General features: G+C 66.3%; 1 protein-coding gene (cut by a window edge). It reads right to left on the bottom strand.

Going from position 1 to position 19,695, the window contains the following annotated elements; genetic code table 11:
• A protein-coding gene (locus tag HAP54_RS51655) for a non-ribosomal peptide synthase/polyketide synthase (protein ID WP_283843040.1) crosses the window boundary here: on the bottom strand, positions 1 to 19,693 show its 5' portion. Its footprint begins 16,532 nt before the window's first position; only the first 19,693 of its 36,225 coding nucleotides appear in the window; it begins with the start codon at positions 19,691 to 19,693; the stop codon falls past the left edge of the window.
• Positions 19,694 to 19,695 lie beyond the last annotated feature (2 nt).

Here is a 19,695-nt window from a genome sequence, read left to right as displayed (position 1 = left end):
CCGGCTGCGACAGCCCCTCCCAGACAAACGAGGTGCGCAGGATGTCATGCCGATCCACCACCCGCTGGACCGCGGCAAGATAGCGCTCGAGCAGCCCACGCTCGGCAAACGCCATCTGCGATACCAGCAGGTATGGATCGCCCTTTGCCGCCAGCAGATGATGGAACAGGATGCCGTCCTGCAGCGGCGACAGGCCGTAAATGTCCTGGATGTTGCCAACCCCGCCGGGCACCGTGGCGATGATCCGGTCGATCTCGTCCTGTGCCAGCTCGATCAGCGGCAGCATCTGTGGCGTGATCGCCGCACTCCGTTCGGTGATCAGGTTGGCCGGGACCGCCACCTCCTGATGGTGGCCGAGGCTTGCGGCCAGATCCGCCAGCACCGGCTGGGCGAACAGGGTGCGCACTTCGATGCCCAGCGACCGCCGCCGCAGAAGCTCCATCAACTGTACCGCCAACAGCGAGTGGCCGCCCAGTTCGAAGAAGTGATCGTGGCGCCCGATGCGCTCCACACCGAGAAGCTCGGCCCAGATTGTTGCCAGCGCCGTCTCGATCTCGCCCTGCGGCGGCGCGTAGGCGCGATGCGCATACGCCTCCTCGCCCGGGGCCGGCAGCGCGTTCCGATCGACCTTGCCGTTCACCGTCAGCGGCAGCCCCGCCAGCCGCACGAACGCAGACGGCACCATGTAGTCCGGCAGCCGCGCACTCAAGTGTGCGCGCAAACCCCCGGCAAGATCAGATTCCTCAGCTTCGGGGGCGACGACATACGCAACGAGCCGCTGCTCGCCGCGGCCATCCTCGCGCGCCACCACCACCGCATCACCCACCGCCGGATGCTCGAGGAGCCGCGCCGCGATCTCGCCCGGCTCGATCCGGAAGCCGCGGATCTTCACCTGCTCGTCGTTGCGCCCCAAAAACTCCAGATTGCCGCCCGCCAGGTAGCGTGCCAGGTCGCCGGTCCGGTACAGCCGGTCGCCGTCCACAAAGGGGCTGGCGATGAACCGCTCCGCCGTCAGCTCAGGGCGGTTCAGGTAGCCCCGCGCCACCCCCGCACCGCCAATGCAGAGCTCGCCCACCGCCCCGAACGGCACCGGCTCCCCATGACCATCCAGCAGATACACACGCGTGTTCGCAATCGGACGGCCAATATGCGGCACTACGTCTTCGGCGAAGAGCCGTCCCGAGGTCGCCACTACGGTAGCTTCCGTAGGTCCATAGTTGTTTATCAGTTTTAGGTTCGGTGCTAGCGATCCAGGAACACGCTGGAGACGATCACCGCCAACAAGCAAGTACTCCACCTTGGAGTTTACCAGCTTATACTCCAATGCGATTGTCGCGAGCGGGGTGATCAAGAAGCCAATGTCAGGTGACTGATCACGCCACCATTGGAGCAGAAGAGAATCTGCTGCTGACGCTCTGGGCGGGAGCAGCAACGTGCTGCGGTTACATAACGCAGACCATAGCTCCCAGGTGCTGGCATCGAACGCTACTCCAGCCGTGAGCGCGCAGCAGGTTTCTGGCTGGCGACAAAAGGTTTGCACATGCCATATTATAAGATTGACCAAGCTCCGATGCTCGACCATGACGCCCTTGGGCGTACCGGTGGATCCCGAGGTGTAGATCACGTAGGCGAGATGGCGGGAGGTGAGGCCGAGCGCGCGCGGGTCCGGATCCGATTCCGGCAGGCTGGCCCAGGCCGGTGCCGCCGCATCGAGCTCCAGCACGCTCGCATCGAGGCCCACATCGCCCAAGGCGGCGCGGCCCGCCGCATCGGTCAGCAGCAGCCGCGGCGCCGCATCCTCCAGCACCTGGCGCAACCGCGCCGACGGATAGGCCGGGTCCAGCGGCACATACGCCCCGCCGGCCTTCAGGATCGCCAAAAGCCCCACCACCATCAGCGGACTGCGCGCAACGCAGATTGCCACCGGCTGATCCGGCTTCACCCCGAGGGCGATCAGATGATGCGCCAGCTGGTTGGCGTGCGCATTGAGCGCGCCATAGCTTACGCGCTGGTCCTGATAGACCAGCGCCACCGCCTCCGGCGCCTTGCGCACCTGCGCCTCGAACAGCTCCTGGATGCACTTGTCCGCAGGATACGGTGCCGCCGTCCGGTTCAGCTCCTCCAGCAGATAGGTACGCTCGTCCGCTGGCAGGATGTCCAGCTCCCGCACCGGCGTGTCCGGCGCCCGCTCCAGCGCCTCTGCCAGCTGCTCGAGCGCCCGCTGCATGTAGCCGCAGATCCGATCCGCCGAGATAGGCTCCGCCACCTGCGCCGTCAGCCCGAGCGCCTCGCCAAAATCCTCCACTGACAAGGTCAGCGGATAATTGGTGCGCTCCTCCCCGCCCAGCCATTCCACGCCCACCAGACTGTCATCGGTTGCGGTGGCGACCGCCGCGGTGTTGTGGCGGTAGTTCAACAACGCGCTGAACAGCGGCGCCGGCGCCGCAATGGCACTGCAGCGCTGCGCCAGCGCCAGCGAGGCATGCTCATGTGCCAGCAGCTCGGCCAGCCGGGCATGCGTGGTTCGCACGCTCGCCTCGACCGCAGTCCCATCAAGATCAAGCCGCAGCGGCAGGGTGTTGATGAACAGCCCCATGGCGCGGTCGGCGCCGGCGTTGCCCTGCAGGCGGCCGAACAGCACCGTGCCGAACACCACCTGCTCGCGGCCGCTGCTGCGCGCCACCACCTGCCCCCACGCCAGATGGCACAGGCTTGCCAGACTGACGCCCAGCCGCCGCGCCTGTTCCCGCAGCCGCGCATGGAGCGCCGGCGGCAACAACCGATGCGCCTCACGAACCCCGCCGCCGTCGCCGCGCACCTCGCTCAAGCCGAACGGCGTGGTCGGCTCGTCGATGTCGGCCAGCAGCTCCCGGAAGAACGCTTCGTCCGCCTCGGCATCACCGCGTAGATGCACCTGCGCCACCAGATTGCGGAACGGCTGCGGCGCCGGCAGCTCATGCTGGCGCCCCTCCAGCTCGGCCCGGACCTCAGCATGCATCACGTCCAGCGTGGTGTGATCCCCGATCAGATGATGCTGCAGCTCCAGCAGCAGCCAGCGCGCGCTGCCGGGCTCGCGCGCAATCACAAACCGCAGCAGTGGCGCCCGGCCAAGCTCGATGCGGTGCCGGCGCGGATCAAACCGCTCCCTCAGCTGCTCGGCGCCAGCACCATGAGCGCCATCCAGCTCGACCTCGGTCACCTCCAGTTGCGCCTTCCGCCACACCACCTGGGCCGGCTGCGACAGCCCCTCCCAGACAAACGAGGTGCGCAGGATGTCATGCCGATCCACCACCCGCTGGACCGCGGCAAGATAGCGCTCGAGCAGCCCACGCTCGGCAAACGCCATCTGCGATACCAGCAGGTATGGATCGCCCTTTGCCGCCAGCAGATGATGGAACAGGATGCCGTCCTGCAGCGGCGACAGGCCGTAAATGTCCTGGATGTTGCCAACCCCGCCGGGCACCGTGGCGATGATCCGGTCGATCTCGTCCTGTGCCAGCTCGATCAGCGGCAGCATCTGTGGCGTGATCGCCGCACTCCGTTCGGTGATCAGGTTGGCCGGGACCGCCACCTCCTGATGGTGGCCGAGGCTTGCGGCCAGATCCGCCAGCACCGGCTGGGCGAACAGGGTGCGCACTTCGATGCCCAGCGACCGCCGCCGCAGAAGCTCCATCAACTGTACCGCCAACAGCGAGTGGCCGCCCAGTTCGAAGAAGTGATCGTGGCGCCCGATGCGCTCCACACCGAGAAGCTCGGCCCAGATCGTTGCCAGCGCCGTCTCGATCTCGCCCTGCGGCGGCGCGTAGGCGCGATGCGCATACGCCTCCTCGCCCGGGGCCGGCAGCGCGTTCCGATCGACCTTGCCGTTCACCGTCAGCGGCAGCCCCGCCAGCCGCACGAACGCAGACGGCACCATGTAGTCCGGCAGCCGCGCACTCAAGTGTGCGCGCAAACCCCCGGCAAGATCAGATTCCTCAGCTTCGGGGGCGACGACATACGCAACGAGCCGCTGCTCGCCGCGGCCATCCTCGCGCGCCACCACCACCGCATCACCCACCGCCGGATGCTCGAGGAGCCGCGCCGCGATCTCGCCCGGCTCGATCCGGAAGCCGCGGATCTTCACCTGCTCGTCGTTGCGCCCCAAAAACTCCAGATTGCCGTCCGCCAGGTAGCGTGCCAGGTCGCCGGTCCGGTACAGCCGGTCGCCGTCCACAAAGGGGCTGGCGATGAACCGCTCCGCCGTCAGCTCAGGGCGGTTCAGGTAGCCCCGCGCCACCCCCGCACCGCCAATGCAGAGCTCGCCCACCGCCCCGAACGGCACCGGCTCCCCATGACCATCCAGCAGATACACACGCGTGTTCGCAATCGGACGGCCAATCGTTTCAACGACAACGTCCCCCCTTCGTATGCAAATCCAGGTCGAGTAGGTCGTTGTCTCGGAAGGACCGTACAGATTACAGATCTTCTCGACACCACTGCTCTCAAATGCCTTCGCGATGAGATCCGCCTTCAGCCGCTCGCCGGCCAAATTGATGACGCTTGTCGAAGCCGGTACTGCTTTCTGATCGAGCAGAGCGGCGATCGCCGAAGGGACGGTGTTGATTAAGGAGACATCCGACTGCGTTTGCGCATTCTCGACAAGGTGCAGCCTGGTTCCTTGCGAGAGTGGAACGAAGCACTCGTAGATCGACAGATCAAAGCTGATCGAGGTGGCAAACAGCGTCCGGCTGATTTCTGATTCCGCAAACACGCCGCTGCTCCAATGCAGCAGGTTGACAGTGCTCCGATGCTCGACCATGACGCCCTTGGGCGTACCGGTGGATCCCGAGGTGTAGATCACGTAGGCGAGATGGCGGGAGGTGAGGCCGAGCGCGCGCGTATCCGGATCCGATTCCGGCAGGCTGGCCCAGGCCGGTGCCGCCGCATCGAGCTCCAGCACGCTCGCATCGAGGCCCACATCGCCCAAGGCGGCGCGGCCCGCCGCATCGGTCAGCAGCAGCCGCGGCGCCGCATCCTCCAGCACCTGGCGCAACCGCGCCGACGGATAGGCCGGGTCCAGCGGCACATACGCCCCGCCGGCCTTCAGGATCGCCAAAAGCCCCACCACCATCAGCGGACTGCGCGCAACGCAGATTGCCACCGGCTGATCCGGCTTCACCCCGAGGGCGATCAGATGATGCGCCAGCTGGTTGGCGTGCGCATTGAGCGCGCCATAGCTTACGCGCTGGTCCTGATAGACCAGCGCCACCGCCTCCGGCGCCTTGCGCACCTGCGCCTCGAACAGCTCCTGGATGCACTTGTCCGCAGGATACGGTGCCGCCGTCCGGTTCAGCTCCTCCAGCAGATAGGTACGCTCGTCCGCTGGCAGGATGTCCAGCTCCCGCACCGGCGTGTCCGGCGCCCGCTCCAGCGCCTCTGCCAGCTGCTCGAGCGCCCGCTGCATGTAGCCGCAGATCCGATCCGCCGAGATAGGCTCCGCCACCTGCGCCGTCAGCCCGAGCGCCTCGCCAAAATCCTCCACTGACAAGGTCAGCGGATAATTGGTGCGCTCCTCCCCGCCCAGCCATTCCACGCCCACCAGACTGTCATCGGTTGCGGTGGCGACCGCCGCGGTGTTGTGGCGGTAGTTCAACAACGCGCTGAACAGCGGCGCCGGCGCCGCAATGGCACTGCAGCGCTGCGCCAGCGCCAGCGAGGCATGCTCATGTGCCAGCAGCTCGGCCAGCCGGGCATGCGTGGTTCGCACGCTCGCCTCGACCGCAGTCCCATCAAGATCAAGCCGCAGCGGCAGGGTGTTGATGAACAGCCCCATGGCGCGGTCGGCGCCGGCGTTGCCCTGCAGGCGGCCGAACAGCACCGTGCCGAACACCACCTGCTCGCGGCCGCTGCTGCGCGCCACCACCTGCCCCCACGCCAGATGGCACAGGCTTGCCAGACTGACGCCCAGCCGCCGCGCCTGTTCCCGCAGCCGCGCATGGAGCGCCGGCGGCAACAACCGATGCGCCTCACGAACCCCGCCGCCGTCGCCGCGCACCTCGCTCAAGCCGAACGGCGTGGTCGGCTCGTCGATGTCGGCCAGCAGCTCCCGGAAGAACGCTTCGTCCGCCTCGGCATCACCGCGTAGATGCACCTGCGCCACCAGATTGCGGAACGGCTGCGGCGCCGGCAGCTCATGCTGGCGCCCCTCCAGCTCGGCCCGGACCTCAGCATGCATCACGTCCAGCGTGGTGTGATCCCCGATCAGATGATGCTGCAGCTCCAGCAGCAGCCAGCGCGCGCTGCCGGGCTCGCGCGCAATCACAAACCGCAGCAGTGGCGCCCGGCCAAGCTCGATGCGGTGCCGGCGCGGATCAAACCGCTCCCTCAGCTGCTCGGCGCCAGCACCATGAGCGCCATCCAGCTCGACCTCGGTCACCTCCAGTTGCGCCTTCCGCCACACCACCTGGGCCGGCTGCGACAGCCCCTCCCAGACAAACGAGGTGCGCAGGATGTCATGCCGATCCACCACCCGCTGGACCGCGGCAAGATAGCGCTCGAGCAGCCCACGCTCGGCAAACGCCATCTGCGATACCAGCAGGTATGGATCGCCCTTTGCCGCCAGCAGATGATGGAACAGGATGCCGTCCTGCAGCGGCGACAGGCCGTAAATGTCCTGGATGTTGCCAACCCCGCCGGGCACCGTGGCGATGATCCGGTCGATCTCGTCCTGTGCCAGCTCGATCAGCGGCAGCATCTGTGGCGTGATCGCCGCACTCCGTTCGGTGATCAGGTTGGCCGGGACCGCCACCTCCTGATGGTGGCCGAGGCTTGCGGCCAGATCCGCCAGCACCGGCTGGGCGAACAGGGTGCGCACTTCGATGCCCAGCGACCGCCGCCGCAGAAGCTCCATCAACTGTACCGCCAACAGCGAGTGGCCGCCCAGTTCGAAGAAGTGATCGTGGCGCCCGATGCGCTCCACACCGAGAAGCTCGGCCCAGATTGTTGCCAGCGCCGTCTCGATCTCGCCCTGCGGCGGCGCGTAGGCGCGATGCGCATACGCCTCCTCGCCCGGGGCCGGCAGCGCGTTCCGATCGACCTTGCCGTTCACCGTCAGCGGCAGCCCCGCCAGCCGCACGAACGCAGACGGCACCATGTAGTCCGGCAGCCGCGCACTCAAGTGTGCGCGCAAACCCCCGGCAAGATCAGATTCCTCAGCTTCGGGGGCGACGACATACGCAACGAGCCGCTGCTCGCCGCGGCCATCCTCGCGCGCCACCACCACCGCATCACCCACCGCCGGATGCTCGAGGAGCCGCGCCGCGATCTCGCCCGGCTCGATCCGGAAGCCGCGGATCTTCACCTGCTCGTCGTTGCGCCCCCAAAACTCCAGATTGCCGTCCGCCAGGTAGCGTGCCAGGTCGCCGGTCCGGTACAGCCGGTCGCCGTCCACAAAGGGGCTGGCGATGAACCGCTCCGCCGTCAGCTCAGGGCGGTTCAGGTAGCCCCGCGCCACCCCCGCACCGCCAATGCAGAGCTCGCCCACCGCCCCGAACGGCACCGGCTCCCCATGATCGTCCAGCAGATACACACGCGTGTTCGCAATCGGACGGCCAATCGGGATGTTGCTGGGTAGAGATGGCTCTCTCGGAATGTCATAGAAGATACAACCGACAACTGCTTCAGTTGGGCCGTACTCGTTCACCATTCTCACCGTGGGCTGGATCCTGCGCCACAACTCCACTGTCGAATGCGACAGCGCTTCACCGCCGATGATAAGCAATCCAACGCGGCTCGGCGCCGAGTCCGCTAGCATCTGTTGCCCAAGAGCATTCAGATGGCTCGGGGTAATATTGACGATCCCGCAGTCCGAGCGGACCGTCTCTTTGAGTCCTTCGACCTCATCTCTCTCCTTTATAAGGAATGCATGGCCACCACAGATCAGAGGCGCAAACAGGCTGTTGATTGTCGCATCGAAGACCAGAGGCGAGGAAATCACGGAGGATGATCTGGGAGCGTACGCATCGCGGGCCCAGGAGAGATAATTGACCAAGCTCCGATGCTCGACCATGACGCCCTTGGGCGTACCGGTGGATCCCGAGGTGTAGATCACGTAGGCGAGATGGCGGGAGGTGAGGCCGAGCGCGCGCGGGTCCGGATCCGATTCCGGCAGGCTGGCCCAGGCCGGTGCCGCCGCATCGAGTTCCAGCACGCTCGCATCGAGGCCCACATCGCCCAAGGCGGCGCGGCCCGCCGCATCGGTCAGCAGCAGCCGCGGCGCCGCATCCTCCAGCACCTGGCGCAACCGCGCCGACGGATAGGCCGGGTCCAGCGGCACATACGCCCCGCCGGCCTTCAGGATCGCCAAAAGCCCCACCACCATCAGCGGACTGCGCGCAACGCAGATTGCCACCGGCTGATCCGGCTTCACCCCGAGGGCGATCAGATGATGCGCCAGCTGGTTGGCGTGCGCATTGAGCGCGCCATAGCTTACGCGCTGGTCCTGATAGACCAGCGCCACCGCCTCCGGCGCCTTGCGCACCTGCGCCTCGAACAGCTCCTGGATGCACTTGTCCGCAGGATACGGTGCCGCCGTCCGGTTCAGCTCCTCCAGCAGATAGGTGCGCTCGGCGGCCGACAGCAGCTCAATCCGCCCGACCTCTTGCTGCGCATCGGCAGCCATCGCCCGCAGCAGCGCCAGCAGATAATCCCGCTGCCGCTCGATCGTCGTCTGATCAAACAGCGCGGTGGCATAAGCCAGCGTTCCGGCGATCTCCTCACCCTGCTCGCCAAGGCTCAGCTCCAGATCGAACTTGACCTGATCAATCTCTTCCCCGGCAGCTTCCACACTCAGCCCCGGCAGGTCCAATGACCCAACCGCATTGTTCTCCCAGGCCAGCATCACCTGGAACAACGGCGTATGATCAAGAGCCCGCGGCGGCTGCACGATCTCCACCACCTGCTCGAACGGCAGCTCCTGGTGCTCCTGCGCTCCCAACGCCGTGCGCCGCGTCCGCTCCAACAGCTCCGACACGCTCGGCTCGCCCGACAGGTCCAGCCGGAGCGCCAGGGTGTTGACGAAGAAGCCGATCAGCTCTTCGATCTCGCGGTGCCCCCGATTGGCACTCGGCACCCCGATCACAAGATCGTCCTGTCCCGACAGACGCGACAGCACCGCAGCCCACCCCGCCAGCACGGTCATGAACAATGTCGTGCCATGCTGCCGGCTCAGCCGCTTCAGCCCCCGCGTCAGATCCGCATCAATGATGATCGGGACCGTCGCCCCGGCAAACGACTGTTGCGCCGGCCGCGGCCGGTCCGTCGGCAGCGCCAGACGGGCCGGCGCGCCGGACAGATTGCTGCGCCAATACTGCGCCTGGCGCTGCAGCCGTTCCCCCGACAGCCACTGCCGTTGCCAGGCAGCATAGTCCGGATACTGGATCGCAAGCGGCGGCAGCGGATCGTCCTGCCCAGCCGCGAATGCCCGGTACAGCTGAGTGAGCTCGCCCACCAACACGCCCAGCGACCAGCCGTCCGAGACGATGTGGTGCTGGGTCAGCAGCAACACGTGTGCCTCGTCCGACAGCCGGATCAGCCGGCCGCGGATCAGCGGGCCCCGCGCCAGATCAAACGGCGTGCGCGCCTCCTGCTGGCACAGCTGCGACAGCGCGGCGTCCGCATCCAGCCTGCCCCGCAGATCGTGCTCCACGACCGGCAGCCCCGCCTCCTCCGGCAGAAGCTCAACCCGGAGCTTGCCTTCCGAGGTGACAAAGACGCTGCGCAGCGCCTCATGCCGCGCAAACAAACGGTCCAGGCTGCGTTGCCAGGCGCTGCGGTCGAGCCCACCCTTCAGCCGCCACGCCAGCGGCACGTGATAGTGCGTGCTGCCCTGATCCAGCTGCGCCAAAAACCACAGCCGCTGCTGCGCAAATGACAGCACAAGCGGCTCGTGACGTGACACGGCCACAATCGCCGGCAGCTCTTGCGGACCGCAGCGGCTCAACAGCTCGACGATGCTTGCCGCCAGATCGGCCAGCACCGGTCTTGCAAACAGCGTCCGCAGCGGCAGCTCGACACCCTGCGCCTGCGACAGCCGGCTCGACATCTGTACTGCCAACAGCGAGTGGCCGCCCAGTTCGAAGAAGTGATCGTGGCGCCCGATGCGCTCCACACCGAGAAGCTCGGCCCAGATTGTTGCCAGCGCCGTCTCGATCTCGCCCTGCGGCGGCGCGTAGGCGCGATGCGCATACGCCTCCTCGCCCGGGGCCGGCAGCGCGTTCCGATCGACCTTGCCGTTCACCGTCAGCGGCAGCCCCGCCAGCCGCACGAACGCAGACGGCACCATGTAGTCCGGCAGCCGCGCACTCAAGTGTGCGCGCAAACCCCCGGCAAGATCAGATTCCTCAGCTTCGGGGGCGACGACATACGCAACGAGCCGCTGCTCGCCGCGGCCATCCTCGCGCGCCACCACCACCGCATCACCCACCGCCGGATGCTCGAGGAGCCGCGCCGCGATCTCGCCCGGCTCGATCCGGAAGCCGCGGATCTTCACCTGCTCGTCGTTGCGCCCCAAAAACTCCAGATTGCCGTCCGCCAGGTAGCGTGCCAGGTCGCCGGTCCGGTACAGCCGGTCGCCGTCCACAAAGGGGCTGGCGATGAACCGCTCCGCCGTCAGCTCAGGGCGGTTCAGGTAGCCCCGCGCCACCCCCGCACCGCCAATGCAGAGCTCGCCCACCGCCCCGAACGGCACCGGCTCCCCATGATCGTCCAGCAGATAGATCCGAAGATCGGGAATGCGCCTTCCGATCTGACTGCCCGAATCGGTGGTGTCAGACTGATCAAGAGACCGATAGGTGACATGCACGGTCGTTTCCGTAATACCGTACATGTTGATCAATTGTGGTGCACGATCTGAATGCCTTGCATACCACGGCTTCAGAATCGATGGCTCCAGAGCCTCTCCACCCAAAATAACGTAGCGAAGGCGGTTTCGAGCACCGCGCTGACGCTCCAGATCCACAAGAGCTTTAAAAGCCGAAGGGGTCTGATTCAGAACTGTAACGCCGGACTTGCAGATGAGATCATCGAAGTCAGGAGCAGAGCGAGCGGTGTCGCTCGGCACAAGAATCAAACGACCGCCATAACGCAGTGCGCCCCACAACTCCCACACCGAGAAGTCGAACGAGAAGGAATGGAACAGGCACCATACGTCCTGTTCAGTGAACCCATACCATTCCTGCGTCGCCTCGAACAAACGAACGATCTGAGCATGCTCGACCATGACGCCCTTGGGCGTACCGGTGGATCCCGAGGTGTAGATCACGTAGGCGAGATGGCGGGAGGTGAGGCCGAGCGCGCGCGTATCCGGATCCGATTCCGGCAGGCTGGCCCAGGCCGGTGCCGCCGCATCGAGCTCCAGCACGCTCGCATCGAGGCCCACATCGCCCAAGGCGGCGCGGCCCGCCGCATCGGTCAGCAGCAGCCGCGGCGCCGCATCCTCCAGCACCTGGCGCAACCGCGCCGACGGATAGGCCGGGTCCAGCGGCACATACGCCCCGCCGGCCTTCAGGATCGCCAAAAGCCCCACCACCATCAGCGGACTGCGCGCAACGCAGATTGCCACCGGCTGATCCGGCTTCACCCCGAGGGCGATCAGATGATGCGCCAGCTGGTTGGCGTGCGCATTGAGCGCGCCATAGCTTACGCGCTGGTCCTGATAGACCAGCGCCACCGCCTCCGGCGCCTTGCGCACCTGCGCCTCGAACAGCTCCTGGATGCACTTGTCCGCAGGATACGGTGCCGCCGTCCGGTTCAGCTCCTCCAGCAGATAGGTACGCTCGTCCGCTGGCAGGATGTCCAGCTCCCGCACCGGCGTGTCCGGCGCCCGCTCCAGCGCCTCTGCCAGCTGCTCGAGCGCCCGCTGCATGTAGCCGCAGATCCGATCCGCCGAGATAGGCTCCGCCACCTGCGCCGTCAGCCCGAGCGCCTCGCCAAAATCCTCCACTGACAAGGTCAGCGGATAATTGGTGCGCTCCTCCCCGCCCAGCCATTCCACGCCCACCAGACTGTCATCGGTTGCGGTGGCGACCGCCGCGGTGTTGTGGCGGTAGTTCAACAACGCGCTGAACAGCGGCGCCGGCGCCGCAATGGCACTGCAGCGCTGCGCCAGCGCCAGCGAGGCATGCTCATGTGCCAGCAGCTCGGCCAGCCGGGCATGCGTGGTTCGCACGCTCGCCTCGACCGCAGTCCCATCAAGATCAAGCCGCAGCGGCAGGGTGTTGATGAACAGCCCCATGGCGCGGTCGGCGCCGGCGTTGCCCTGCAGGCGGCCGAACAGCACCGTGCCGAACACCACCTGCTCGCGGCCGCTGCTGCGCGCCACCACCTGCCCCCACGCCAGATGGCACAGGCTTGCCAGACTGACGCCCAGCCGCCGCGCCTGTTCCCGCAGCCGCGCATGGAGCGCCGGCGGCAACAACCGATGCGCCTCACGAACCCCGCCGCCGTCGCCGCGCACCTCGCTCAAGCCGAACGGCGTGGTCGGCTCGTCGATGTCGGCCAGCAGCTCCCGGAAGAACGCTTCGTCCGCCTCGGCATCACCGCGTAGATGCACCTGCGCCACCAGATTGCGGAACGGCTGCGGCGCCGGCAGCTCATGCTGGCGCCCCTCCAGCTCGGCCCGGACCTCAGCATGCATCACGTCCAGCGTGGTGTGATCCCCGATCAGATGATGCTGCAGCTCCAGCAGCAGCCAGCGCGCGCTGCCGGGCTCGCGCGCAATCACAAACCGCAGCAGTGGCGCCCGGCCAAGCTCGATGCGGTGCCGGCGCGGATCAAACCGCTCCCTCAGCTGCTCGGCGCCAGCACCATGAGCGCCATCCAGCTCGACCTCGGTCACCTCCAGTTGCGCCTTCCGCCACACCACCTGGGCCGGCTGCGACAGCCCCTCCCAGACAAACGAGGTGCGCAGGATGTCATGCCGATCCACCACCCGCTGGACCGCGGCAAGATAGCGCTCGAGCAGCCCACGCTCGGCAAACGCCATCTGCGATACCAGCAGGTATGGATCGCCCTTTGCCGCCAGCAGATGATGGAACAGGATGCCGTCCTGCAGCGGCGACAGGCCGTAAATGTCCTGGATGTTGCCAACCCCGCCGGGCACCGTGGCGATGATCCGGTCGATCTCGTCCTGTGCCAGCTCGATCAGCGGCAGCATCTGTGGCGTGATCGCCGCACTCCGTTCGGTGATCAGGTTGGCCGGGACCGCCACCTCCTGATGGTGGCCGAGGCTTGCGGCCAGATCCGCCAGCACCGGCTGGGCGAACAGGGTGCGCACTTCGATGCCCAGCGACCGCCGCCGCAGAAGCTCCATCAACTGTACCGCCAACAGCGAGTGGCCGCCCAGTTCGAAGAAGTGATCGTGGCGCCCGATGCGCTCCACACCGAGAAGCTCGGCCCAGATTGTTGCCAGCGCCGTCTCGATCTCGCCCTGCGGCGGCGCGTAGGCGCGATGCGCATACGCCTCCTCGCCCGGGGCCGGCAGCGCGTTCCGATCGACCTTGCCGTTCACCGTCAGCGGCAGCCCCGCCAGCCGCACGAACGCAGACGGCACCATGTAGTCCGGCAGCCGCGCACTCAAGTGTGCGCGCAAACCCCCGGCAAGATCAGATTCCTCAGCTTCGGGGGCGACGACATACGCAACGAGCCGCTGCTCGCCGCGGCCATCCTCGCGCGCCACCACCACCGCATCACCCACCGCCGGATGCTCGAGGAGCCGCGCCGCGATCTCGCCCGGCTCGATCCGGAAGCCGCGGATCTTCACCTGCTCGTCGTTGCGCCCCCAAAACTCCAGATTGCCGTCCGCCAGGTAGCGTGCCAGGTCGCCGGTCCGGTACAGCCGGTCGCCGTCCACAAAGGGGCTGGCGATGAACCGCTCCGCCGTCAGCTCAGGGCGGTTCAGGTAGCCCCGCGCCACCCCCGCACCGCCAATGCAGAGCTCGCCCACCGCCCCGAACGGCACCGGCTCCCCATGATCGTCCAGCAGATACACACGCGTGTTCGCAATCGGACGGCCAATCGGGATGTTGCTGGGTAGAGATGGCTCTCTCGGAATGTCATAGAAGATACAACCGACAACTGCTTCAGTTGGGCCGTACTCGTTCACCATTCTCACCGTGGGCTGGATCCTGCGCCACAACTCCACTGTCGAATGCGACAGCGCTTCACCGCCGATGATAAGCAATCCAACGCGGCTCGGCGCCGAGTCCGCTAGCATCTGTTGCCCAAGAGCATTCAGATGGCTCGGGGTAATATTGACGATCCCGCAGTCCGAGCGGACCGTCTCTTTGAGTCCTTCGACCTCATCTCTCTCCTTTATAAGGAATGCATGGCCACCACAGATCAGAGGCGCAAACAGGCTGTTGATTGTCGCATCGAAGACCAGAGGCGAGGAAATCACGGAGGATGATCTGGGAGCGTACGCATCGCGGGCCCAGGAGAGATAATTGACCAAGCTCCGATGCTCGACCATGACGCCCTTGGGCGTACCGGTGGATCCCGAGGTGTAGATCACGTAGGCGAGATGGCGGGAGGTGAGGCCGAGCGCGCGCGGGTCCGGATCCGATTCCGGCAGGCTGGCCCAGGCCGGTGCCGCCGCATCGAGTTCCAGCACGCTCGCATCGAGGCCCACATCGCCCAAGGCGGCGCGGCCCGCCGCATCGGTCAGCAGCAGCCGCGGCGCCGCATCCTCCAGCACCTGGCGCAACCGCGCCGACGGATAGGCCGGGTCCAGCGGCACATACGCCCCGCCGGCCTTCAGGATCGCCAAAAGCCCCACCACCATCAGCGGACTGCGCGCAACGCAGATTGCCACCGGCTGATCCGGCTTCACCCCGAGGGCGATCAGATGATGCGCCAGCTGGTTGGCGTGCGCATTGAGCGCGCCATAGCTTACGCGCTGGTCCTGATAGACCAGCGCCACCGCCTCCGGCGCCTTGCGCACCTGCGCCTCGAACAGCTCCTGGATGCACTTGTCCGCAGGATACGGTGCCGCCGTCCGGTTCAGCTCCTCCAGCAGATAGGTGCGCTCGGCGGCCGACAGCAGCTCAATCCGCCCGACCTCTTGCTGCGCATCGGCAGCCATCGCCCGCAGCAGCGCCAGCAGATAATCCCGCTGCCGCTCGATCGTCGTCTGATCAAACAGCGCGGTGGCATAAGCCAGCGTTCCGGCGATCTCCTCACCCTGCTCGCCAAGGCTCAGCTCCAGATCGAACTTGACCTGATCAATCTCTTCCCCGGCAGCTTCCACACTCAGCCCCGGCAGGTCCAATGACCCAACCGCATTGTTCTCCCAGGCCAGCATCACCTGGAACAACGGCGTATGATCAAGAGCCCGCGGCGGCTGCACGATCTCCACCACCTGCTCGAACGGCAGCTCCTGGTGCTCCTGCGCTCCCAACGCCGTGCGCCGCGTCCGCTCCAACAGCTCCGACACGCTCGGCTCGCCCGACAGGTCCAGCCGGAGCGCCAGGGTGTTGACGAAGAAGCCGATCAGCTCTTCGATCTCGCGGTGCCCCCGATTGGCACTCGGCACCCCGATCACAAGATCGTCCTGTCCCGACAGACGCGACAGCACCGCAGCCCACCCCGCCAGCACGGTCATGAACAATGTCGTGCCATGCTGCCGGCTCAGCCGCTTCAGCCCCCGCGTCAGATCCGCATCAATGATGATCGGGACCGTCGCCCCGGCAAACGACTGTTGCGCCGGCCGCGGCCGGTCCGTCGGCAGCGCCAGACGGGCCGGCGCGCCGGACAGATTGCTGCGCCAATACTGCGCCTGGCGCTGCAGCCGTTCCCCCGACAGCCACTGCCGTTGCCAGGCAGCATAGTCCGGATACTGGATCGCAAGCGGCGGCAGCGGATCGTCCTGCCCAGCCGCGAATGCCCGGTACAGCTGAGTGAGCTCGCCCACCAACACGCCCAGCGACCAGCCGTCCGAGACGATGTGGTGCTGGGTCAGCAGCAACACGTGTGCCTCGTCCGACAGCCGGATCAGCCGGCCGCGGATCAGCGGGCCCCGCGCCAGATCAAACGGCGTGCGCGCCTCCTGCTGGCACAGCTGCGACAGCGCGGCGTCCGCATCCAGCCTGCCCCGCAGATCGTGCTCCACGACCGGCAGCCCCGCCTCCTCCGGCAGAAGCTCAACCCGGAGCTTGCCTTCCGAGGTGACAAAGACGCTGCGCAGCGCCTCATGCCGCGCAAACAAACGGTCCAGGCTGCGTTGCCAGGCGCTGCGGTCGAGCCCACCCTTCAGCCGCCACGCCAGCGGCACGTGATAGTGCGTGCTGCCCTGATCCAGCTGCGCCAAAAACCACAGCCGCTGCTGCGCAAATGACAGCACAAGCGGCTCGTGACGTGACACGGCCACAATCGCCGGCAGCTCTTGCGGACCGCAGCGGCTCAACAGCTCGACGATGCTTGCCGCCAGATCGGCCAGCACCGGTCTTGCAAACAGCGTCCGCAGCGGCAGCTCGACACCCTGCGCCTGCGACAGCCGGCTCGACATCTGTACTGCCAACAGCGAGTGGCCGCCCAGTTCGAAGAAGTGATCGTGGCGCCCGATGCGCTCCACACCGAGAAGCTCGGCCCAGATCGTTGCCAGCGCCGTCTCGATCTCGCCCTGCGGCGATTCATAGGCCGCCAGCGCATAGGCCTGATCGGCCGGCGCCGGCAGCGCGTTCCGATCGAGCTTGCCGTTCACCGTCAGCGGCAGCCCCGCCAGCTGCACGAACGCGCTCGGCACCATGTAGTCCGGCAGCCGCGCACTTAAGTGCGCGCGCAAGGCGCCCGCAAGCCCGCCTCCCTCGCCCTCGCCCGAGCCGGCCTCGGGCGCGCAGACCACATAGGCGATAAGATGCTTGTCACCGCCGCCGCTCTGGCGCGCCACCACCACCGCCTCGCGCACCCAGGCGTGCTCGCAAAGCCGCGCGACGATCTCGCCCGGCTCGATGCGATAGCCGCGGATCTTCACCTGGTCGTCGTTGCGCCCCAAAAACTCCAGATTGCCGCCCGCCAGGTAGCGTGCCAGGTCGCCGGTCCGGTACAGCCGGTCGCCGTCCACAAAGGGGCTGGCGATGAACCGCTCCGCCGTCAGCTCAGGGCGGTTCAGGTAGCCCCGCGCCACCCCCGCCCCGCCGATGTAAAGCTCGCCCACCGCCCCGAACGGCACCGGCGCGCCATGGCCATCCAGCAGGTACACCCGCGTGTTGGCAATTGGGCGCCCGATTGGGACCACCGACCCCTTGAAATCAGCCGGGCAAGTCCAGAACGTTGCGAAGGTGGTCGTCTCAGTCGGGCCGTAGCAGTGAATAAGACGTACGGGCCCCTTTTCTTTCAGCAATCTCAGAAACGAGGCAAGATCACTGCGCTCACCCCCACAGAGGAGGTGCTTCAGTTGCGCCAAAGTCGGAGCAATCGAGGATGTATATTGGTTGAATAATGCTGTTGTCAGAAACAGTGACGTCACCCGATGCTGTTCAAGCGCCCGGGCAACATTAGCAGTATCCCTGACGGTGGCCGCATGCATGGCAACAATGCAACCACCGTTAAGCAGCGGTGCCCATACCTCGAATGTGCTTGCGTCGAAGGAGGGATTGCCAGCCCATGCCACCCGATCTCCTGCATCGATCTTCACATACCCACTGTTGATCACGAGCCGGTTGACGGCACGATGAGGAACAACAACTCCTTTGGGAAGGCCAGTTGAGCCGGAGGTGTACATGACGTAAGCGGCGGTTTCAGCGCTCAACGCCAGCCCAGGATCGGAACTACATTCCGTGCCAGCTATGAGCGGCTCAATAGCACGAACAGGTATCCTCGCCTCAACCAGATCATCAGCGCAAAGCACCAAGCGTGCAGCACAATCGGCCATCAACAATTCTTGTCGCGCCACCGGAAGGGCGCGATCAATCGGTACATACACGCCGCCGGCCTTCAGAATCGCCAGCTGTGCCACCACAAGAGCGGCCGAGCGGTCCAGCACGGTGGCAATGCGATCCCCAGGTTTGACGCCGAGAGCGATCAGGTGATGCGCCAGGCAGTTGGCCTTCGCGTTGAGCTCGCCATAGCTCAGCCGCTCATCATCGCAGACCACCGCCACTGCATCCGGCGCCTTGTGCACCTGCGCCTCGAACAGTTCGTGGATGCACCGCTCCGCAGGGTACGGTGCCGCCGTCCGGTTCAGCTCCTCCAGCAGATAGGTGCGCTCGGCGGCCGACAGCAGCTCAATCCGCCCGACCTCTTGCTGCGCATCGGCAGCCATCGCCCGCAGCAGCGCCAGCAGATAATCCCGCTGCCGCTCGATCGTCGTCTGATCAAACAGCGCGGTGGCATAAGCCAGCGTTCCGGCGATCTCCTCACCCTGCTCGCCAAGGCTCAGCTCCAGATCGAACTTGACCTGATCAATCTCTTCCCCGGCAGCTTCCACACTCAGCCCCGGCAGGTCCAATGACCCAACCGCATTGTTCTCCCAGGCCAGCATCACCTGGAACAACGGCGTATGATCAAGAGCCCGCGGCGGCTGCACGATCTCCACCACCTGCTCGAACGGCAGCTCCTGGTGCTCCTGCGCTCCCAACGCCGTGCGCCGCGTCCGCTCCAACAGCTCCGACACGCTCGGCTCGCCCGACAGGTCCAGCCGGAGCGCCAGGGTGTTGACGAAGAAGCCGATCAGCTCTTCGATCTCGCGGTGCCCCCGATTGGCACTCGGCACCCCGATCACAAGATCGTCCTGTCCCGACAGACGCGACAGCACCGCAGCCCACCCCGCCAGCACGGTCATGAACAATGTCGTGCCATGCTGCCGGCTCAGCCGCTTCAGCCCCCGCGTCAGATCCGCATCAATGATGATCGGGACCGTCGCCCCGGCAAACGACTGTTGCGCCGGCCGCGGCCGGTCCGTCGGCAGCGCCAGACGGGCCGGCGCGCCGGACAGATTGCTGCGCCAATACTGCGCCTGGCGCTGCAGCCGTTCCCCCGACAGCCACTGCCGTTGCCAGGCAGCATAGTCCGGATACTGGATCGCAAGCGGCGGCAGCGGATCGTCCTGCCCAGCCGCGAATGCCCGGTACAGCTGAGTGAGCTCGCCCACCAACACGCCCAGCGACCAGCCGTCCGAGACGATGTGGTGCTGGGTCAGCAGCAACACGTGCGCCTCGTCCGACAGCCGGATCAGCCGGCCGCGGATCAGCGGGCCCCGCGCCAGATCAAACGGCGTGCGCGCCTCCTGCTGGCACAGCTGCGACAGCGCGGCGTCCGCATCCAGCCTGCCCCGCAGATCGTGCTCCACGACCGGCAGCCCCGCCTCCTCCGGCAGAAGCTCAACCCGGAGCTTGCCCTCCGAGGTGACAAAGACGCTGCGCAGCGCCTCATGCCGCGCAAACAAACGGTCCAGGCTGCGTTGCCAGGCGCTGCGGTCGAGCCCACCCTTCAGCCGCCACGCCAGCCGAATGTGATACTGCGTGCTGCCCTGATCCAGCTGCGCCAAAAACCACAGCCGCTGCTGCGCAAACGATGGTGCTAGCGCGGTTTCGCGCCCGACCTTTCGTATCAACGTAGCTTTTCGGCTGCTACTCTGGTTTCTCTCCTTGGCGAGGACTAGAAGCTTGCTCAAGCCTTCTACATCCAGATTTTCCAAACTGACCCTAACAATATCTGTCATTT

The sequence above is a fragment of the Bradyrhizobium sp. 2S1 genome, from assembly GCF_011516625.5.
Classification (GTDB): domain Bacteria; phylum Pseudomonadota; class Alphaproteobacteria; order Rhizobiales; family Xanthobacteraceae; genus Bradyrhizobium; species Bradyrhizobium septentrionale.
Note: the sequence above shows the minus strand (reverse complement) of the source record. Positions and strands in the feature narration are given on the sequence as shown.